At 68.4% G+C, this 17,418-nt stretch carries 14 protein-coding genes and 2 riboswitches; of the genes, 13 read left to right on the forward strand and 1 reads right to left on the reverse strand.

From position 1 onward, the window contains the following. Nucleotides 1-5: 5 nt before the first annotated feature. The 12 genes from C6C15_RS05595 to C6C15_RS05650 all read left to right on the forward strand — a co-directional run bounded on the left by C6C15_RS05595 (nucleotide 6) and on the right by C6C15_RS05650 (nucleotide 14,417). Complete coding sequence (locus tag C6C15_RS05595) at nucleotides 6-1,001, forward strand: ABC transporter permease (RefSeq protein ID WP_060923233.1); 996 nt, start codon at nucleotides 6-8, stop codon at nucleotides 999-1,001. Next, nucleotides 994-1,974, forward strand: a complete 981-nt coding sequence (locus tag C6C15_RS05600) for an ABC transporter permease (protein ID WP_060923232.1) — start codon at nucleotides 994-996, stop codon at nucleotides 1,972-1,974. Before C6C15_RS05595 ends, C6C15_RS05600 begins: the two co-directional genes overlap by 8 nt. Continuing rightward, on the forward strand, nucleotides 1,971-2,825 hold the full coding sequence (locus C6C15_RS05605) for an ABC transporter ATP-binding protein (protein WP_105949504.1): 855 nt from the start codon (nucleotides 1,971-1,973) through the stop codon (nucleotides 2,823-2,825). The genes C6C15_RS05600 and C6C15_RS05605 overlap by 4 nt, the downstream gene beginning before the upstream one ends. After that, nucleotides 2,822-3,679 (forward strand): ABC transporter ATP-binding protein, encoded by an 858-nt coding sequence (locus C6C15_RS05610; protein ID WP_105949505.1) that lies wholly within the window; start codon nucleotides 2,822-2,824, stop codon nucleotides 3,677-3,679. Before C6C15_RS05605 ends, C6C15_RS05610 begins: the two co-directional genes overlap by 4 nt. Nucleotides 3,680-3,728: 49 nt before the next feature. After that, nucleotides 3,729-3,823: riboswitch (glycine riboswitch) on the forward strand. A 1-nt stretch (nucleotide 3,824) separates the two neighbouring features. Further along, nucleotides 3,825-3,921: riboswitch (glycine riboswitch) on the forward strand. A gap of 51 nt (nucleotides 3,922-3,972) precedes the next feature. Next, entirely contained in the window at nucleotides 3,973-5,088 is a 1,116-nt protein-coding gene (gene gcvT, locus C6C15_RS05615) for a glycine cleavage system aminomethyltransferase GcvT (RefSeq protein ID WP_105949506.1), read from the forward strand. Further along, nucleotides 5,085-5,462, forward strand: coding sequence for a glycine cleavage system protein GcvH (gcvH, locus tag C6C15_RS05620; RefSeq protein WP_105949507.1), 378 nt, complete (start codon nucleotides 5,085-5,087; stop codon nucleotides 5,460-5,462). Before gcvT ends, gcvH begins: the two co-directional genes overlap by 4 nt. A gap of 61 nt (nucleotides 5,463-5,523) precedes the next feature. Then, nucleotides 5,524-8,364 carry an aminomethyl-transferring glycine dehydrogenase gene (gene gcvP / locus C6C15_RS05625; RefSeq protein ID WP_234024237.1) on the forward strand — a complete coding sequence of 947 codons (2,841 nt, stop codon included), beginning with the start codon at nucleotides 5,524-5,526 and terminating at the stop codon, nucleotides 8,362-8,364. 215 nt (nucleotides 8,365-8,579) lie between these two features. Beyond that, a complete protein-coding gene (locus C6C15_RS05630) occupies nucleotides 8,580-10,214 on the forward strand; it encodes a peptide ABC transporter substrate-binding protein (RefSeq protein WP_105949509.1) in 1,635 nt (544 codons plus the stop codon). A 101-nt stretch (nucleotides 10,215-10,315) separates the two neighbouring features. Beyond that, nucleotides 10,316-11,242, forward strand: coding sequence for an ABC transporter permease (locus tag C6C15_RS05635; protein WP_105949510.1), 927 nt, complete (start codon nucleotides 10,316-10,318; stop codon nucleotides 11,240-11,242). Further along, on the forward strand, nucleotides 11,235-12,179 hold the full coding sequence (locus C6C15_RS05640; RefSeq protein ID WP_060922737.1) for an ABC transporter permease: 945 nt from the start codon (nucleotides 11,235-11,237) through the stop codon (nucleotides 12,177-12,179). The genes C6C15_RS05635 and C6C15_RS05640 overlap by 8 nt, the downstream gene beginning before the upstream one ends. Next, entirely contained in the window at nucleotides 12,176-13,849 is a 1,674-nt protein-coding gene (locus C6C15_RS05645) for a dipeptide ABC transporter ATP-binding protein (protein WP_105949511.1), read from the forward strand. Before C6C15_RS05640 ends, C6C15_RS05645 begins: the two co-directional genes overlap by 4 nt. 1 nt (nucleotide 13,850) lies before the next feature. Further along, the gene (locus C6C15_RS05650) at nucleotides 13,851-14,417 is read left to right on the forward strand and encodes a hypothetical protein (protein WP_105949512.1); all 567 of its coding nucleotides are present in this window, start codon (nucleotides 13,851-13,853) and stop codon (nucleotides 14,415-14,417) included. 7 nt (nucleotides 14,418-14,424) lie between these two features. Here the strand turns inward: C6C15_RS05650 and C6C15_RS05655 are convergent, their stop codons facing one another. Next, nucleotides 14,425-15,231, reverse strand: coding sequence for a CPBP family intramembrane glutamic endopeptidase (locus C6C15_RS05655; RefSeq protein ID WP_199787708.1), 807 nt, complete (start codon nucleotides 15,229-15,231; stop codon nucleotides 14,425-14,427). A 128-nt stretch (nucleotides 15,232-15,359) separates the two neighbouring features. Here C6C15_RS05655 and typA point away from each other — a divergent pair, with 128 nt between their 5' ends. Next, nucleotides 15,360-17,273 (forward strand): translational GTPase TypA, encoded by a 1,914-nt coding sequence (typA, locus tag C6C15_RS05660; RefSeq protein ID WP_025102945.1) that lies wholly within the window; start codon nucleotides 15,360-15,362, stop codon nucleotides 17,271-17,273. Nucleotides 17,274-17,418: the final 145 nt, after the last annotated feature.

The raw sequence follows: 17,418 nt of genomic DNA on the forward strand, positions 1-17,418 counted from the left end.
GTGACATGAAGTTCTATGCACGAAGGATCGGGTTCTACGCGTTCACGCTGTGGGCTGCGATCTCCATCAACTTCCTGCTTCCCCGGCTCATGCCGGGGGATCCCGCCGACATCATGATCGCCAAGATGCAGCGGGCCGGCGGAGAGGTCTCCGAGACCACCATCCGCAACATCAAGCTCCTGCTCGGCGGCGACGATGCGTCCCTCTGGGAGCAGTACCTCGCCTACTGGGGACGCATGCTCCGAGGCGATCTCGGGGTGTCGGTGACCAAGTTCCCCACCCCGGTGGCCGAGCTGATCGCCGGCGCCCTGCCCTGGACGCTGGTGCTCGTCGGCACCGCGACGGTCATCTCCTTCCTGCTCGGCGTCGTGCTCGGCGCCTGGGCCGGGTGGAAGCGCGGTACCTGGGTCGACCACCTGATCCCGGCAACCACCGTGCTGCAGTCCATCCCGTACTTCTGGCTCGCGCTCGTCCTGATCGCCGTCTTCGCGGTCGGGCTCGGCTGGTTCCCGATGTTCGGCGGCTACGACGTCTTCGACTTCCCGGAGGGCCCGGAACCGACGTGGGCGTTCTTCACCGACGCCGTGGCGCACTCGCTCCTTCCCGCGATCACGATCGTGATCAGCTCCGTGGGGGGCTGGATGTTCGGCATGCGCAACATGATGGTCTCCACGCTCGCCGAGGACTACGTCCTCACCGCTGAGGCCAAGGGACTGCGGCCGCGGCGCATCATGACGACGTACGCGGCCCGCAACGCGGCCATCCCGTCGATCGCGGGCTTCTCGATCACCCTCGGGTTCGTCGTGGCCGGCTCCATCGTCATGGAGCAGGTTTTCACCTACCCGGGCGTCGGCAAGCTCATGTTCCAGGCCGTCACCAACAACGACTACGCGCTGATGCAGGGACTGTTCCTCGTGATCACCCTCACGGTGCTCGTCGCCAACTTCTTCATGGACCTCGTCTATGGCTTCATCGACCCGAGGGCTCGCCAGAATGTCTGACACGAAGAACCCGCTCCTCGTGGAGGAGCCTCCCACCGTCGCCCCCGAGGGCACCGTCGCCCTGGCCACGCAGCGTCAGGAGCGCCGGCGCCGCCGGATCCTGCCCAGCACGTCGCCGAAGTTCATCGTCGGGTCCGTCCTCGTGCTCGCCATCGTGCTCTTCGCGATCATCGCGCCGTTCTTCACGCAGAACCCGCGCAGCACCGACAACCCCGCCCTCGCCGCGCCCTCGGCGGAGCACTGGCTGGGCACGACCAAGCTCGGCAACGACGTGCTCGCTCAGCTCGCCGTCGGGGCGCAGGGGTCGCTGCTCATCGGCGTCACGGCCGGCGGCATCGCCATCGTGCTCTCGCTCCTCTTCGGTGTCCTGGCCGGGTACCTCGGCGGCTGGCGGGAGGACGTCCTCGCTCTCCTGACGAACGTCATGATCGTGATCCCCGGACTGCCGCTGGTCATGGTGATCGCGTCGTTCGTGCCGCAGCGCAGCTGGCAGCTCGTGGCCTTCGTCCTGGGCATCACCTCCTGGGCCGGAGCGGCGTACGTGCTGCGGCTGCAGACCCGCTCGCTCCGCACCCGCGATTACGTGTACGCGTCGAAGGTGGCGGGGGAGAAGTCCCTCCGGGTGATCCTCGTCGAGATCATGCCGAACCTGCTCCCGCTGCTGACCGCGCAGTTCCTCTTCGCGATCATCTTCGCCATCCTCGGCGAGGCGGGGCTGTCGTATCTCGGTCTCGGTCCGAACTCCTCGATCACCTGGGGCTCGATCCTCAACGACGCCCAGTCCGGTCAGGCCCTCGGTCGCGGTGCCTGGTGGTGGTTCGTGCCGCCGGGCATCATGATCGCGATCCTCGGCGCGGGACTCGCGCTGATCAACTTCGCCATCGACGAGGTCATCAACCCGAAGCTGCGCAACGCGCCCGATGCGGCCCGTCGTCTGCGCAAGGCCGCGAAGGAGAAGGGGGTCACCGCATGAGCGACGCCGTGCTCACCGCCAGGAACGTCTCGATCGAGTACGAGGTCGACCCGCCCGTCAAAGCCGTCCGCGACGTCTCGCTGACGCTCCACCGCGGCGAGATCCTCGGACTCGCGGGGGAGTCGGGCTGCGGCAAGACGACCCTCGCGTACGGGATGAACCGGCTGCTCAAGGCGCCGGCGCTGATGACCGACGGCGAGATCGTGTTCCACGACCGCGACGGCCACGACATCGACGTCGTCGGACTCGACGGGGACGGGCTGCGCGCTTTCCGCTGGGACAAGATCTCGATGGTCTTCCAGGGGGCGATGAACTCCCTCAACCCCGTCATCTCGGTCCGCGCGCAGATCTTCGACATCTTCGACACCCACCGCCCCGGAATGTCGAAGAAGGCCAAGCAGGAGCGCGCGGAGGAGCTGCTCACGCTCGTCGGCGTCGACCCCGGCCGGCTGACGAGCTTCCCGCACGAGCTCTCCGGCGGCATGCGCCAGCGCATGATGATCGCGATGGCGCTCGCGCTCGACCCGCAGGTCATGATCATGGACGAGCCCACCACGGCGCTCGACGTGGTCGTGCAGCGCGGCATCATCCGGGAGATCATGCGCCTGCGCGAGAAGCTCGGCTTCGCCGTCATCTTCATCACGCACGATCTGCCCATGCTGATCGAGATCAGCGACCGCATCGCGGTCATGCTGCAGGGCCGGATCGTCGAGCAGGGCACCGCGGCCGAGATCTACCGCAACCCGCAGCACGAGTACACCCAGCGGCTGCTGTCGAGCTTCCCGTCCCTCACGGGCGAGCGGGGCGACTTCGTCCGCAGCGGCAGCGTGAACCAGGAGGTCATCGGATGAGCGTGGACGGGACGAGGCGCGGCGGCACCCTCGAGGCGAGGAACCTCGTGAAGGACTTCCACCTGCGCTCGGGGTTCCGCACCAGCGTGCTGCACGCGGTGAAGGACGTGTCGTTCACGCTGGAGGCCGGGCGGACCACGGCGCTCGTCGGCGAGTCCGGGTCGGGCAAGTCGACCATCGCCCGGATGCTGATGAAGCTGGAGACGCCGACCTCGGGAAGCATCCTCCTCGACGGCGAGGAGTCCGGCACGCGGGGGTCGGCCCTCGAGCGCTACCGGTCGGACGTGCAGATGGTCTTCCAAGACCCGTTCGCCTCACTCAACCCGTTCCACACGATCGTGCACCACCTGGAGCGTCCGATCCGGTTGCACCACCCCAAGCTCGACAGCCGCGAGGTGCGGGCGCGGGCGATCGAGCTGCTGGAGCGCGTGCGGCTCACTCCGGGCGAGAGCTTCGCGGAACGGCGCCCGCACGAGCTCTCCGGCGGACAGCGGCAGCGTGTGGCGATCGCGCGGGCCCTGGCCCCCGGCGCCCGGTTCATCGTGGCCGACGAGCCGGTGTCGATGCTCGACGTGTCGATCCGGCTCGGCGTGCTCAACCTGCTCGCCGAGCTGCAGCGCGAGGAGAACCTCGGCGTCCTCTACATCACGCACGACCTCGCGACCGCGCGGCACTTCTCCGACGACATCATGGTCCTCTTCCAGGGCGACGTCGTGGAGCGGGGAACGGCCGACGAGGTGATCCTGAACCCGCAGCACGAGTACACCAGGACGCTTCTGGCGGCGGCCCCCGAACCGGAGAACCTCGGCAGGCTCCGTGACGAGGTCAGAGCGGAGCTCGCGCTGGGCTCCTGAGCGGGCGGGGGAGACCGCTAGACTGAACCCACAATCGAAGACAGGCCGAACGACCGACGCGGGAGAGCCCCGGCGCACGCAGCCGGGCACCGAAGGAGCAAGCCTCCCCGCCAATCTCTCAGGTACGCGTACCGCGGAGGTCCGGCCGCTCTGAAAAGCGATCCCGAGCACCGGGGGATCCGCCGACGGTGAAAGCCCAGCGCTCGCGCGGGCGAAGCTCTCAGGCCCATGACAGAGGGGGAGTTCCCAGGGACGACGTCGTCGTCCCGCCCGACCCAGCCCGGGAGAACTCCATGTCCGACCCCCGCTACACCCCGTTGCGCGAGCGCCATGAGGCGCTCGGCGCTTCCTTCACCGATTTCGGCGGCTGGCAGATGCCTGTTCGCTACACGTCCGACCTCGCCGAGCACCACGCGGTGCGCCAGGCGGCGGGCATCTTCGACATCTCGCACATGGCCGAGTTCACGGTCCGCGGCACCGGCGCGGCGGCCTTCCTCGACTACGCCCTCGCCGGGCGGCTGTCGGCTCTCGCGGTCGGCAAGGCGAAGTACTCCCTGCTGCTGACGCCCGAGGGCGGCATCGTCGACGATGTGATCGTCTACCGCCTGGCCGACGACGACTTCCTCATCATCTCCAACGCGGGCAACCGCGACGCGGTGCGTCAGGCACTCACCGCGCGGGTCGCGGACGCGGACGCGGGCCCCGTGGAGGTCGCCGACGTCTCGGACGACTACGCGCTGATCGCCGTGCAGGGCCCGCGGGCCGAGGAGATCCTCGCCGCGACGGCGGGCATCGCCGACGTCAGCGTCCCCTGGGCGGAGCAGAAGTACTACGCGTGGGCGACCGCGTCGTTCGCCGGGGAGCCGCTGCTCCTCGCCCGCACCGGCTACACCGGGGAGGACGGCTTCGAGCTCCTCGTCCCGGCCGCCCACGCGACCGCACTGTGGGACGCCGTCCTCGACGCCGGCGCGCCGCACGGGCTCGTCCCCGCCGGCCTCGCCGCGCGCGACACCCTCCGCCTGGAGGCGGGCATGCCGCTCTACGGGCATGAGCTCAGCCTCGACACCGCACCCGCCCAGGCCGGCCTCGGCCGGGTCGTGGTCGCCGCGAAGGAGCGTTTCGTCGGCAAGGACGCACCGGCGCCGGCCGACGACGCCCGCATCCTCGTCGGCCTGACGGCGGAGGGGCGGCGCGCCGGCCGCGCCGGCTATGCGGTCGTCGACGCCGACGGCTCTCCGATCGGCGAGATCACCAGCGGCGCCCTGAGCCCGACGCTCGGCCATCCCATCGCGATGGCGTACGTCGACCCTTCTTCCGCGGAAGAGGGAACCGCAGTATTCCTTGATGTGCGGGGGACCCGTATCCCCGCGACCGTGACCGCCCTGCCTTTCTACCGGAGGACAAAATGACCGACCTCAGCGCACTCCGCTACACCGACGAGCACGAATGGATCGCCGGTGACGGCGACACCGTCACCATCGGCATCACCGACTACGCCGCCGAGAAGCTGGGGGACGTCGTCTTCGTCGAGCTCCCCGCCGTCGGTACCGAGCTGACCGCCGGCTCCGTCGTCGGCGAGATCGAGTCCACCAAGTCGGTCGGGGAGCTCTACGCCCCGGTCGCCGGCACGGTCGTCGAGATCAACGACGCCGTCGTTGACGACCCCTCGCTCGTCAACGCCGAGCCTTTCGAGGGCGGCTGGCTGCTCAAGGTGTCCGTCGCCCCCGATGCGCTGGACGGACTGCTGGACCGCGACGCCTACGTCGCACTCACGGAGGGCTGATCCGGAAGTGGTTGCATTCGCCGATCGTCACATCGGACCGACCGAGGCCGCCCAGCGCACGATGCTCGACGCGCTGGGTCTCGGCTCCGTCGACAGCGGGACGCTGAGCCCGGTCGAGGAACTCATGCGTCAGGCCGTCCCCGCCTCGATCTACACGGGACCGGAGGACGCGGTCGCCGACTCCCGCATCCCGGTCGCCGCGTCGGAGACGGAGGCGCTGGCCGAACTGCGTGCCCTCGCCGCGCGGAACACGGTGAACCGCTCGATGATCGGCCTCGGATACTACGGCACCGTCACGCCGCAGGTCATCCAGCGCAACGTCCTCGAGAACCCGTCCTGGTACACGGCCTACACGCCGTACCAGCCCGAGATCTCGCAGGGGCGCCTCGAAGCGCTGATCAACTTCCAGACGATGGTGTCCGAGCTCACCGGCCTCACCACCGCGAACGCGTCGATGCTCGACGAGTCCACCGCGGTCGTGGAGGCGATGCTGCTCGCGCGCCGGGCCTCGAAGACCTCCTCGAACGTCTTCGCGGTGGACGCGGATGCGCTGCCGCAGACGAAGGCCATGCTCGCGTCCCGGGCCGAGGCGCTCGGCATCGAGCTCGTCACGGTCGACTTCGCGGCGGGGGAGGAGCTCCCCGCCGAGCTCTTCGGCGTTTTCGTGCAGTATCCGGGGGCTTCGGGCCGCGTATGGGATCCGTCCGCGGTGTTCGACGCCGCGCACGTCGCCGGCGCGCTCGCCGTCGCGGCCGCCGACCTGCTCGCGCTGACGCTCCTCAACGCGCCCGGCACCCTCGGGGCCGACGTGGCCGTGGGCACGACGCAGCGCTTCGGCGTGCCGATGGGCTTCGGCGGCCCGCACGCCGGCTACATGGCCGTGCGCGCAGGCCTGGAGCGGCAGCTGCCCGGACGCCTCGTCGGCGTCTCCGTCGACGCCGAAGGCAAGCCGGCCTACCGTCTCTCGCTGCAGACCCGCGAGCAGCACATCCGCCGCGAGAAGGCGACGTCGAACATCTGCACCGCCCAGGTGCTCCTCGCCGTGATGGCGTCGATGTACGCGGTCTATCACGGCCCGGACGGGCTTCGCGAGATCGCCCGCGACGTCGCCGCCAAGGCGGCCCTGCTGCGCGACTGGCTCGTCGAGGCCGGCGCCGAGGTCGTCCATGAGCACTTCTTCGACACGCTGACCGTGCGCGTCCCGGGCCGGGCGGCGGAGTACGCCGACCAGGCGCGAGGCGGCTACGGCATCCTCCTGCGGGTCGCCGACGCCGACACGATCGGCATCGCGGTCGACGAGACGACCACGGTGGCCGAGCTGCACCAGGTCGCGCAGGTCTTCGGAGGGAAGCAGGAGCGCGCCTTCGGCTTCGGCCTCGGCGACGCGGACGCGCTGCCGGACGCCCTCCGCCGCGAAGACGAGTACCTCACGCACCCGGTGTTCCACAGCCACCGCAGCGAGACCGCCATGATGCGGTATCTGAAGAGCCTGTCCGACCGGGACTACGCCCTCGACCGCGGCATGATCCCGCTCGGCTCGTGCACGATGAAGCTCAACGCCGCCACGGAGATGGCCGCCATCACGTGGCCGGAGTTCGCGGGAATCCACCCGTTCGCCCCGGAGGCCGACGTCCGCGGCTACCTGGAGCTCATCGATCAGCTCGAGGGCTGGCTCGCCGAGATCACCGGGTACGACGCGGTGTCGCTGCAGCCGAACGCCGGCTCGCAGGGGGAGCTGGCGGGCCTCCTCGCGATCCGCGGCTACCACCGCGCGAACGGCGACGACCACCGCATCGTGTGCCTCATCCCGTCCTCCGCCCACGGCACGAACGCGGCCTCCGCTGTGCTCGCCGGCATGAAGGTCGTCGTGGTGGCGAGCGACGCGCTCGGCAACGTCGACCTGGACGACCTCCGCGCGAAGATCGCCCAGCACGCTGACGACCTGGCGGCGCTGATGATCACGTACCCGTCCACGCACGGCGTCTACGAGGAGCAGGTCGTGGAGATCACCGGGGCGGTGCACGCGGCCGGCGGTCAGGTGTACGTCGACGGCGCGAACCTCAACGCGCTCCTCGGCTACGCGCGATTCGGCGACCTCGGCGGCGACGTCTCGCACCTCAACCTGCACAAGACCTTCGCCATCCCGCACGGCGGCGGTGGCCCGGGCATCGGTCCGGTCGCGGCGAAGGCGCACCTCGCGCCGTACCTGCCGTCGCACCCGCTCGCGCAGCGCGCCGAGCACTTCGGCGGCCACACGTTCGAGGGTGCGGTGATCTCCGCGGCCCCGTACGGCTCTGCGGGCATCCTCCCGATCTCGTGGGCGTACGTGCGCATGATGGGCGCCGAGGGCCTCCGGCGCGCGACCGCCGCGGCGGTCCTCTCTGCGAACTACATCGCCGAGCGCCTCGGTGGCCACTTCCCCGTGCTGTACACGGGGGAGAACGGACGGGTCGCGCATGAGTGCATCCTCGACCTGCGTCCGCTCAAGGAGGCCACCGGCATCTCCGTCGACGACGTCGCCAAGCGCCTGATCGACTACGGGTTCCACGCGCCGACCATGTCGTTCCCGGTCGCCGGCACCCTCATGGTGGAGCCCACCGAGTCGGAGGACCTCGACGAGATCGAGCGCTTCATCGAGGCCATGATCATGATCAAGGCCGAGGCGGACGCCGTCGCCGCGGGGCGCTGGCCTGCGGACGACAACCCGCTCGTGCACGCCCCGCACACCGCCGTCTCGCTCATCGCGGGGGAGTGGGCGCACGCCTACACCCGCGAGGAGGCCGCCTATCCGGTGCGCTCGCTGGTGGCGGCGAAGTACTGGCCGCCTGTCCGCCGGATCGATCAGGCGTACGGCGACCGCAACCTCGTCTGCGCCTGCCCGCCGATCGAGGCCTTCGCCTGACACGGACCCGCACGACGAACGGCGTCGCGCCCGCCTCCCGGCGGCGCGGCGCCGTTCGCGTTACGCCATGTTTCCGTCATGTGACAGATGGTCACCACTCAGTAACAGTTCGTTAGCCGAACGTCCTGGACTCGCGACCCCCGGGTTACGCTCAGGTATCCCTGCGCGCTCGATGATGAGCCGCGCAGAATTCCCACGTCCACAGGAGGACAAAAGTGAAGCGCAACAAGATCGCCCTCGCGGGCAGCGCACTGTTCGTGATCGGCGCCCTGACCCTGGCAGGCTGCGCCAGCGGCGGCGGCAACACGAGTGACGGAGGAAGCGACGCGAACGCGGATGCCGACGCCATCATCACCACGAACGGCTCCGAGCCGGAGAACCCGCTCATCCCGACCAACACCAACGAGGTCGGCGGCGGCAAGATCCTCGACGAGATTTTCGCCGGACTCGTCTACTACGACGCCGAGGGCAAGCCGGTCAACGACATGGCCGAGGAGATCGTCACCGACGACCCTCAGCACCTCACGATCAAGCTGAAGAAGGGGCAGACCTTCACCAACGGTGAGGAGGTCACGGCCGACAACTTCATCAAGGCGTGGAACGAGGGTGCGAAGGCATCGAACGCCCACCTGTCCGGCTACTTCTTCGAGGACATCGAGGGCTTCAGCTACGAGGAGGACACCGAGCTCACCGGTCTCGAGCAGGTCGACGACTACACGTTCACCATCGCGCTGAACAAGCCCGCCTCGGACTTCGCTCTGCGCCTGGGGTACTCGGCGTACTACCCGCTGCCCGATGTCGCGTTCGAGGACATGGACGCCTTCGGACAGAACCCCATCGGCAACGGCCCGTACATGATCGACGGTGACGACGCCTGGCAGCACGACGTGCAGATCGACCTGGTCCGCAACGACGACTACGAGGGTGGACGCCAGGCGAAGAACGGCGGCCTGACCATCAAGTTCTACGCGACCCAGGAGTCCGCGTACGCTGACCTCCTCGGAAACGAGGTCGACGTGATCGATGCGATCCCGACCAACTCGCTTCCGGTGTTCACGGACGAGCTCGGCGACCGCGCGGTGAACCAGCCTTCCGCCGTCTTCCAGTCCTTCACGATCGGCCAGTTCCTCCCGCACTTCAGCGGCGAAGAGGGCAAGCTGCGTCGTCAGGCGATCTCGATGGCCATCAACCGGGAGGAGATCACCGAGACGATCTTCTCGGGAACGCGCACCCCGGCTGCCGACTTCACGTCGCCGGTGATCGCAGGCTGGTCGGAGGACGTCCCCGGCAACGAGGTTCTGGACTACGACCCGGAGAAGGCGAAGGAACTCTGGGCAGAGGCCGACGCCATCTCGCCGTGGGAGGGTGACTTCAAGATCGCCTACAACGCCGACGGCGGACACGACGCGTGGGTCGATGCGGTCAGCAACAGCATCAAGAACACGCTCGGTATCGAGGCGTCCGGCGACCCGTACCCGACCTTCCAGGACCTGCGCACCAAGGTGAACGACCGCACCATCACCACGGCGGCGCGCTCCGGCTGGCAGGCGGACTACCCGGGCCTGTACAACTTCCTCGGCCCGCTCTACGCGACCGGCGCCAGCTCTAACGACGGCGACTACACGAGCCCGGAGTTCGATGAGCTCATCAAGGCCGGTATCAGCAACCCTGACCCGGACGCTCAGCTCGAGGACTTCACCAAGGCCCAGGAGGTCCTGTTCGAGGATCTTCCGGCGATCCCGCTCTGGTACTCGAACGTGACCGGTGGCTACAGCGAGAACGTCGACAACGTGACGTTCGGCTGGAACTCGGTTCCGCTCTACTACGAGATCACGAAGGCCGGCGAGTAAGTCTGACGGCACTTCACCTGTGAGGCGGTGGCGATCTTCGTCACCGCCTCACAGGCTGTGTTCGGCTCGCTTTCTTTGCCCCTCAGAGAAGGGACAAGCGGATGCTCGGTTACATTCTGAGACGTCTTCTGCAGGTGATCCCGGTCTTCTTCGGAGCCACCCTGCTCATCTATTTCCTGGTGTTCGCCATGCCCGGCGACCCCATCCTCGCCCTCTTCGGCGACAAGACCCCGAATCCGGCTGTCATCGAGCAGCTCCGTGAGCAGTACCACCTGAACGACCCGTTCCTCGTCCAGTACTGGTACTACATCACCGGGGTGTTCCAGGGCGACCTCGGGACGACCTACTCCGGTCGTCCGGTGTCGACGGTCCTGGCGGCGACCTTGCCCGTGACGGGACGCCTGGCCGTCATGGCCATCGGAATCGAGTTCGTGCTCGCCATCGTCATCGGCACGATCTCCGCTCTGCGGAAGGGCAAGTTCTTCGACAACGTCTCCCTCATGGTGGCGCTCGTCGCGATCGCCATCCCGATCTTCGTGGTCGCCTTCCTGGCACAGTACTTCCTCGCCATCCGACTCGGGTGGTTCAAGCCCACGGTCGGAGCGGACAACGACTGGGGCGGACTCTGGCTCCCTGCCCTCGTGCTCGGGTTCAGCCTCTACGCCGTGAGTATGCGGCTGATGCGGAGCTCCGTCATCGACACCCTCAATCAGGACTGGGTGCGTACTGCGTACGGCAAGGGGCTCTCGCGGAATCGCGTGCTCCCCGTCCACGTGCTGCGAAACTCCCTCATTCCCGTCATCACCAACTCGGCCACCAACTTCGGCGTCCTTCTCGTGGGGGCCACCGTCACGGAGGGCATCTTCAACGTGCCGGGTGTCGGCAACACCCTCTTCGAAGCGATCCGACGGGGGGAGGGCCCGACGGTCGTCTCGTTCGTCACGGTCTTCGTCATCCTGTACGTCTTGGTGAACCTGCTCATCGACCTGCTCTATGGTCTGCTCGACCCAAGGATTCGATATGTCTGATCCCACGACCCAGAAACACTTCGTAGCCCCTGTCGAGACGGAGTCCATCAACGTCGATGCCGTCCGAATTTCCGACAAGCCGAGCAATCTCTGGCGCGATGCGTGGCGCGACGTGCGCCGCCGTCCGCTCTTCTGGTTCTCGGTGGTTTTGGCGTTGGTGTTCCTTCTCATGGCCCTCTGGCCGACGCTGTTCACGTCGACCCCGCCGAACAGCGACTGCCAGCTCTCCAACAGCAACGGAGGCCCGACGGAAGGCCACCCGCTCGGATTCACATTCCAAGGGTGCGACATCTACGCGCGGATCGTGTGGGGATCGCAGACTTCGCTGGCGGTGGGCCTCATCGCCACCGTGATCTCCTCGATCCTCGGACTCATCATGGGAGCCCTGGCAGGTTTCTACGGCGGCTGGCTGGACTCGGTCCTGTCCCGCGTCGGCGACATCTTCTTCGCGATCCCCTACATCCTCGCCGCCGTGGTCGTGATGACGGTGCTGAAGGACGCGCGCTCGGTCTGGACGCTGGCTCTCGCCATCGGCGGGTTCGCGTGGGCCTCGACGGCGCGAGTCGTCAGGGCGGAGATCCTCCGCGTGCGGCAGGCGGACTTCGTCATGGCCTCTCGGGCACTGGGGCAATCGAAGTTCCGAGTGCTCCTTAGCCATGTCGTTCCGAACGCGATCGCACCTCTGCTGGTCGTGTCGACGCTCGGCCTGGCGGCGGCGATCGTCGCGGAGTCGACATTGTCGTTCCTCGGGGTCGGGCTCGGCAGCGAGGTCATGTCGTGGGGTAATGACATCGCCAGGGCACAGGCTTCGCTCCGCGTCGCTCCGATGTCCCTCATCTATCCGGCGCTCGCGCTCACCCTCGCGGTGCTCGCGTTCGTCACCCTGGGCGAGCTCATCCGAGACGCCCTCGACCCGAAGGCGAGGGCTCGCCGATGAGCGACCGCACCACCCCACAGATGCCGCTGCTGAGCGTGCGCGACCTCACCGTCGCGTTCCGCACGCAGGGCGGGATGCGCGAGGTCCTGCACGGGATCACGTTCGATGTGATGCCCGGTGAGACGGTCGCCATCGTCGGCGAGTCAGGCTCGGGCAAGTCGACCACGGCGACCGCCATCGTCGACCTGCTTCCGGGCACGGGAACGATCACGGGCGGGTCCATCACGCTGGAGGGACGCCCGCTGACCGGGCTGAGCCGGCGCGACATGGAGGCGGTGCGCGGTCGAGACATCGGCTTCGTCCCGCAGGACCCGATGTCGAGCCTGAACCCCGTGTGGAGCATCGGCTTCCAGGTGAAGGAGGCCGTCCGCGCGAACGGCGTCGCCCAGGGGCGCGCCGCGGCGAAGGCGCGGACGATCGAGGTGCTGCAGCAGGCCGGGCTGGCGGATGCCGAGCGTCGCCTCCACCAGTATCCGCACCAGTTCTCCGGCGGAATGCGCCAGCGGGCGCTGATCGGGATCGGCCTCGCCGCCGACCCGAAGCTCCTCATCGCCGACGAGCCGACCTCGGCTCTCGACGTGACGGTGCAGCGGGTCATCCTCGACCACATGGCGTCGCTCACGCGCGACAAGGGCACCTCGGTGCTGCTGATCACGCACGACCTGGGACTCGCGGCCGAACGCGCCGAGAAGATCATCGTCATGAACGGCGGCAACATCGTCGAGGCGGGCCCCAGCCGGCAGATCCTGGAGAACCCGCAGCACCCGTACACGAAGCGACTGGTCGCCGCGGCGCCCAGCGTCGCCTCGCAGCGGATCCAGGCGGTTGTGGAGGACCGGGGCATCGAGACCCTCGACGACCTGGCCGACATCCCGCCGACGGTCCGTGTGGCCGGCCTGACCAAGGACTACAAGATCCGGCAGGGCAACTTCCGCAGCGAGGCGTTCCGGGCGGTGGACGACGTGTCGTTCGAGATCCCGCGCGGAAAGACGCTGGCGCTCGTCGGCGAGTCGGGTTCGGGGAAGTCCACGGTCGCGAAGATGGTGCTCAAGCTGGAGGAGCCGACGAGCGGGACGATCGAGATCGACGGGCAGGACGTGTCCCACCTGTCGAACGCGCAGTCGTTCGGACTCCGCCGGCGCATGCAGCCGGTGTTCCAGGATCCCTACGGATCCCTGGATCCGCTGCGGAACATCGGCAACACCATCGCGGAGCCGCTGCAGATACACGGCGTCGGCGACCGGGCCTCGCATCGGGCTCGCGTGGAAGAGCTCCTGGAGCAGGTCGCCCTGCCGCAGGCGCTGGCCACGCGCTACCCGAACGAGCTCTCCGGCGGACAGCGGCAGCGCGTGGCGATCGCGCGTGCGCTGGCGCTCAAGCCCGACATCATCGTCCTCGACGAGGCGGTGTCGGCACTCGACGTGCTCGTGCAGGACCAGATCCTGCAGCTGCTCGCCGAACTCCAGTCGGAGCTGAACCTGACGTACCTCTTCATCACGCATGACCTCGCGGTCGTCCGGGTCTCCAGCGACCTGGTCTGCGTCATGGAGAAGGGCAAGGTCGTCGAGCAGGGGACGGTCGACGAGATCTTCGCGAACCCGCAGGAGGAGTACACGGATCGTCTGCTGCAGGCGATCCCCGGTGCCTCGATCCCGCTCGGCGGCCTCTGAGGTGGCATCTCCCGGACACCCCGAGGGCGCACGGACCTACCGTGCGCCCTCGGGCACCGTCGTCTTCGTCCTCAGCATCCTGCTGGTGCTGTTCCTGCTCGGGGACACCGTCGTCAACGGCAGCATCGTGCAGGCGCTTCTCGTGGCGCCCTGGCTGCTGCTCGGTCTGTGGATCGTGTACGAGACCGCTTTCGTCTCCTTCGTCCGCGTGGATCAGGAGGGGGCCGTGGTGCAGAACCTGCTGCGTCGCACGACCGTCGGCTGGGCGCGTGTGCAGGACATCGACATGCGCTGGCAGCTCGAGTTCACGCTGGACGACGGCCGCAGCCTCAGCTGCTGGGGCGGACCGGCCAAGGCGCGCCCGCCCCGTCCGTCCCGCGAGGAGGACGCTGAGGTGAAGGTGCCGTCGGCTCTGCGGGTGCTCACGAGCATCCGCGACCTGTGGAGCGCGGCACCCTCGACGGCGGACGCCCCGATCCGACGCAGTTGGGACGGCCCGGCCCTCATCGCCCTCGCCGTCATCGTGCTGTGGGCCGTCGCGGCGCTCGTCGTCGTCAACCTCGGCTGAGCGCGCCTCAGCCGGGAAGACCGAACAGGGCGGGCCAGGTCGCCGCGGCCCAGGGATAGCCGACGAACGCCGCCGCGTCGATGAGGAAGTGCGCCACCAGGAACGGCAGCAGCCGACCGGTGCGGTGGTAGAGCCACCCGAAGAGCAGTCCCATCGCGAGGTTGCCGATGAAGGCGCCGGGCCCCTGATAGAGGTGGTACGTCGCACGGAGCACCGACGTCGAGACGATGATCGTCCACGGCGACCACCCGAGCTCCCGCAGGCGGGCGAACAGGTATCCGAGCACGACGAACTCCTCCTGGAGCGACGCGCGTGCGGCGGCGAGCAGGAGGATCGGCACGGTCCACCAGTGCGCGTCCAGACCCGCGGGGTTCACGGCCACGAACAGTCCGAGCGCCCGGCCGCCGAGGTAGAGCGCCAGGCCCGGCACGCCGATCGCGAGGACGAGGAGCACGCCCCGGCCGACGTCGCCGGCCACGCGGGTACCGTCGAGGCCGAGGCGCTCCAGGTGCGGGCGACGGCGCTGCCACAGCAGGAAGCAGACGAGGAGCACCGGTACCAGGGCGAAGCCGATGGACAGCACCTGATAGATGAGGTCGAACACCTCCCGGTCGCTGCGGGAGGGGTTGAGGGTGGCGGTCTGATCCGCGAGGGGCGTGTCGTCGGTGAGCCGATAGGCGAGCTGCACGATCGCGTAGATCGCGGACTGGCCCAGACCCAGGGCGAGCACGATGGCGATCTCCCACCACAGGCGCGCTCGACCCTCACGCGGCTCGTCGCGCCGGATGGGCGCGGTCGACGGCGTCTGCGGCACCGGGGGAGTCGGGTCGGGGAGGCTCACGGGACGATGGTACGACGTGCGTTCAGGAACCCGATCCGCGCGTACGTTATCCTGGAACGTCGGCTTCCCGGCGCAACCCCACACTCTTTGAGGACCCTTGTATGGCGCACGCCCTCCGCTCTGACCTCCGCAACGTCGCAATCGTCGCCCACGTCGACCACGGCAAGACCACGCTCGTCGACGCGATGCTCCGCCAGACGGGCTCCTTCGGCGAACACTCGCACGTGGAGGAGCGCGCGATGGACTCCAACGATCTGGAGCGCGAGAAGGGCATCACGATCCTCGCCAAGAACACGGCGATCACCTACAAGGGCAAGCACGCCGGCGGCAAGGAGATCACGATCAACGTGATCGACACCCCCGGCCACGCCGACTTCGGCGGCGAGGTCGAGCGCGGCCTGTCGATGGTCGACGGCGTCGTGCTGCTCGTGGACGCGAGCGAGGGCCCGCTGCCGCAGACCCGCTTCGTGCTGCGCAAGGCGCTCGAGGCCAAGCTCCCCGTCATCCTCCTGGTCAACAAGACCGACCGTCCGGACGCCCGGATCGCCGAGGTCGAGGAGGAGGCGCACGACCTCCTGCTGGGTCTGGCCTCCGACCTCGTCGACGACGTGCCCGATCTCGACGTCGACGCGCTGCTCGACGTGCCCGTGGTCTACGCCTCCGGCCGCGCCGGCGCCGCGTCGCAGAACCGTCCCGCCGACGGCTCGCTGCCCGACAACGACGACCTCGAGCCGCTGTTCGAGGCCATCCTCGAGCACGTCCCGGCCCCGGCCTACGACGACGAGGCCCCGCTGCAGGCCTGGGTCACGAACCTGGACTCCAGCCCCTTCCTCGGTCGCCTCGCCCTGCTGCGCGTCTTCAACGGCACGCTCAAGAAGGGCCAGACGGTCGCCTGGGTCCGCTCCGACGGCTCGACCAGCAATGCCCGGATCACCGAGCTGCTGAAGACCCGCGCCCTGGAGCGCTACCCGGCCGAATCCGCCGGCCCCGGAGACATCGTCGCCATCGCCGGCTTCGAGGACATCACCATCGGCGAGACCATCGCCGACCCCGAGGACATCCGTCCGCTGCCGGCCATCACGGTCGACGACCCCGCGATCTCCATGACGATCGGCACCAACACCTCGCCGCTCATGGGCAAGGTCAAGGGGCACAAGCTCACCGCACGCATGGTGAAGGACCGCCTCGACCGCGAGCTCATCGGCAACGTGTCGCTCAAGGTCGTCGACATCGGGCGTCCCGACGCCTGGGAGGTGCAGGGTCGCGGTGAGCTGGCCCTCGCCATCCTCGTCGAGAACATGCGCCGCGAGGGCTTCGAGCTCACGGTCGGCAAGCCGCAGGTGGTCACCAAGAAGATCGACGGCAAGGTCTACGAGCCGTTCGAGCACCTGACCATCGACACGCCGGAGGAGCACCTCGGCGCGATCACCCAGCTCCTCGCGAACCGCAAGGGCCGCATGGAGAACATGACCAACCACGGCACCGGCTGGGTGCGCATGGAGTTCGTCGTGCCCTCGCGTGGTCTCATCGGCTTCCGCAGCGAGTTCCTCACGACGACCCGCGGCACGGGTATCGCCAACGCGATCTCGCACGGCTACGAGCCGTGGGCGGGGCAGATCACCACGCGCCAGAACGGCTCGATCGTGGCCGACCGCTCGGGTGTCGTCACCCCCTTCGCGATGATCGCGCTCCAGGAGCGCATGTCGTTCTTCGTGCAGCCGACCGAAGAGGTCTACGAGGGCATGGTCATCGGCGAGAACTCGCGCGCCGACGACATGGACGTCAACATCACCAAGGAGAAGAAGCTCACCAACATGCGTTCCTCCACGGCCGACAACTTCGAGTCGATGACGCCGCCGCGCATCCTCACGCTGGAGGAGAGCCTGGAGTTCGCGCGCGACGACGAATGCGTCGAGGTGACTCCGGAGAAGGTCCGCATCCGCAAGGTGATCCTCGACCAGACCGTCCGCGGTCGCGAGGCCTCGCGTCTCAAGCGTCAGGACGCGAACGCCTGATCGCACCGCACTCCTTTCGAGAGGGCCCCACGCCGCCGCCTGGCCGCGTGGGGCCCTCTCTCATGAAAATCCCAGGTGAGGGCTAGTTTTCGTTCAGGTTGATGACGCAGACTCGTTGACTTGCGCCCGGGGCGAGCTCCCGATG

The sequence above is a fragment of the Microbacterium sp. str. 'China' genome, from assembly GCF_002993305.1.
Taxonomy (GTDB): Bacteria; Actinomycetota; Actinomycetes; order Actinomycetales; family Microbacteriaceae; genus Microbacterium; species Microbacterium paraoxydans.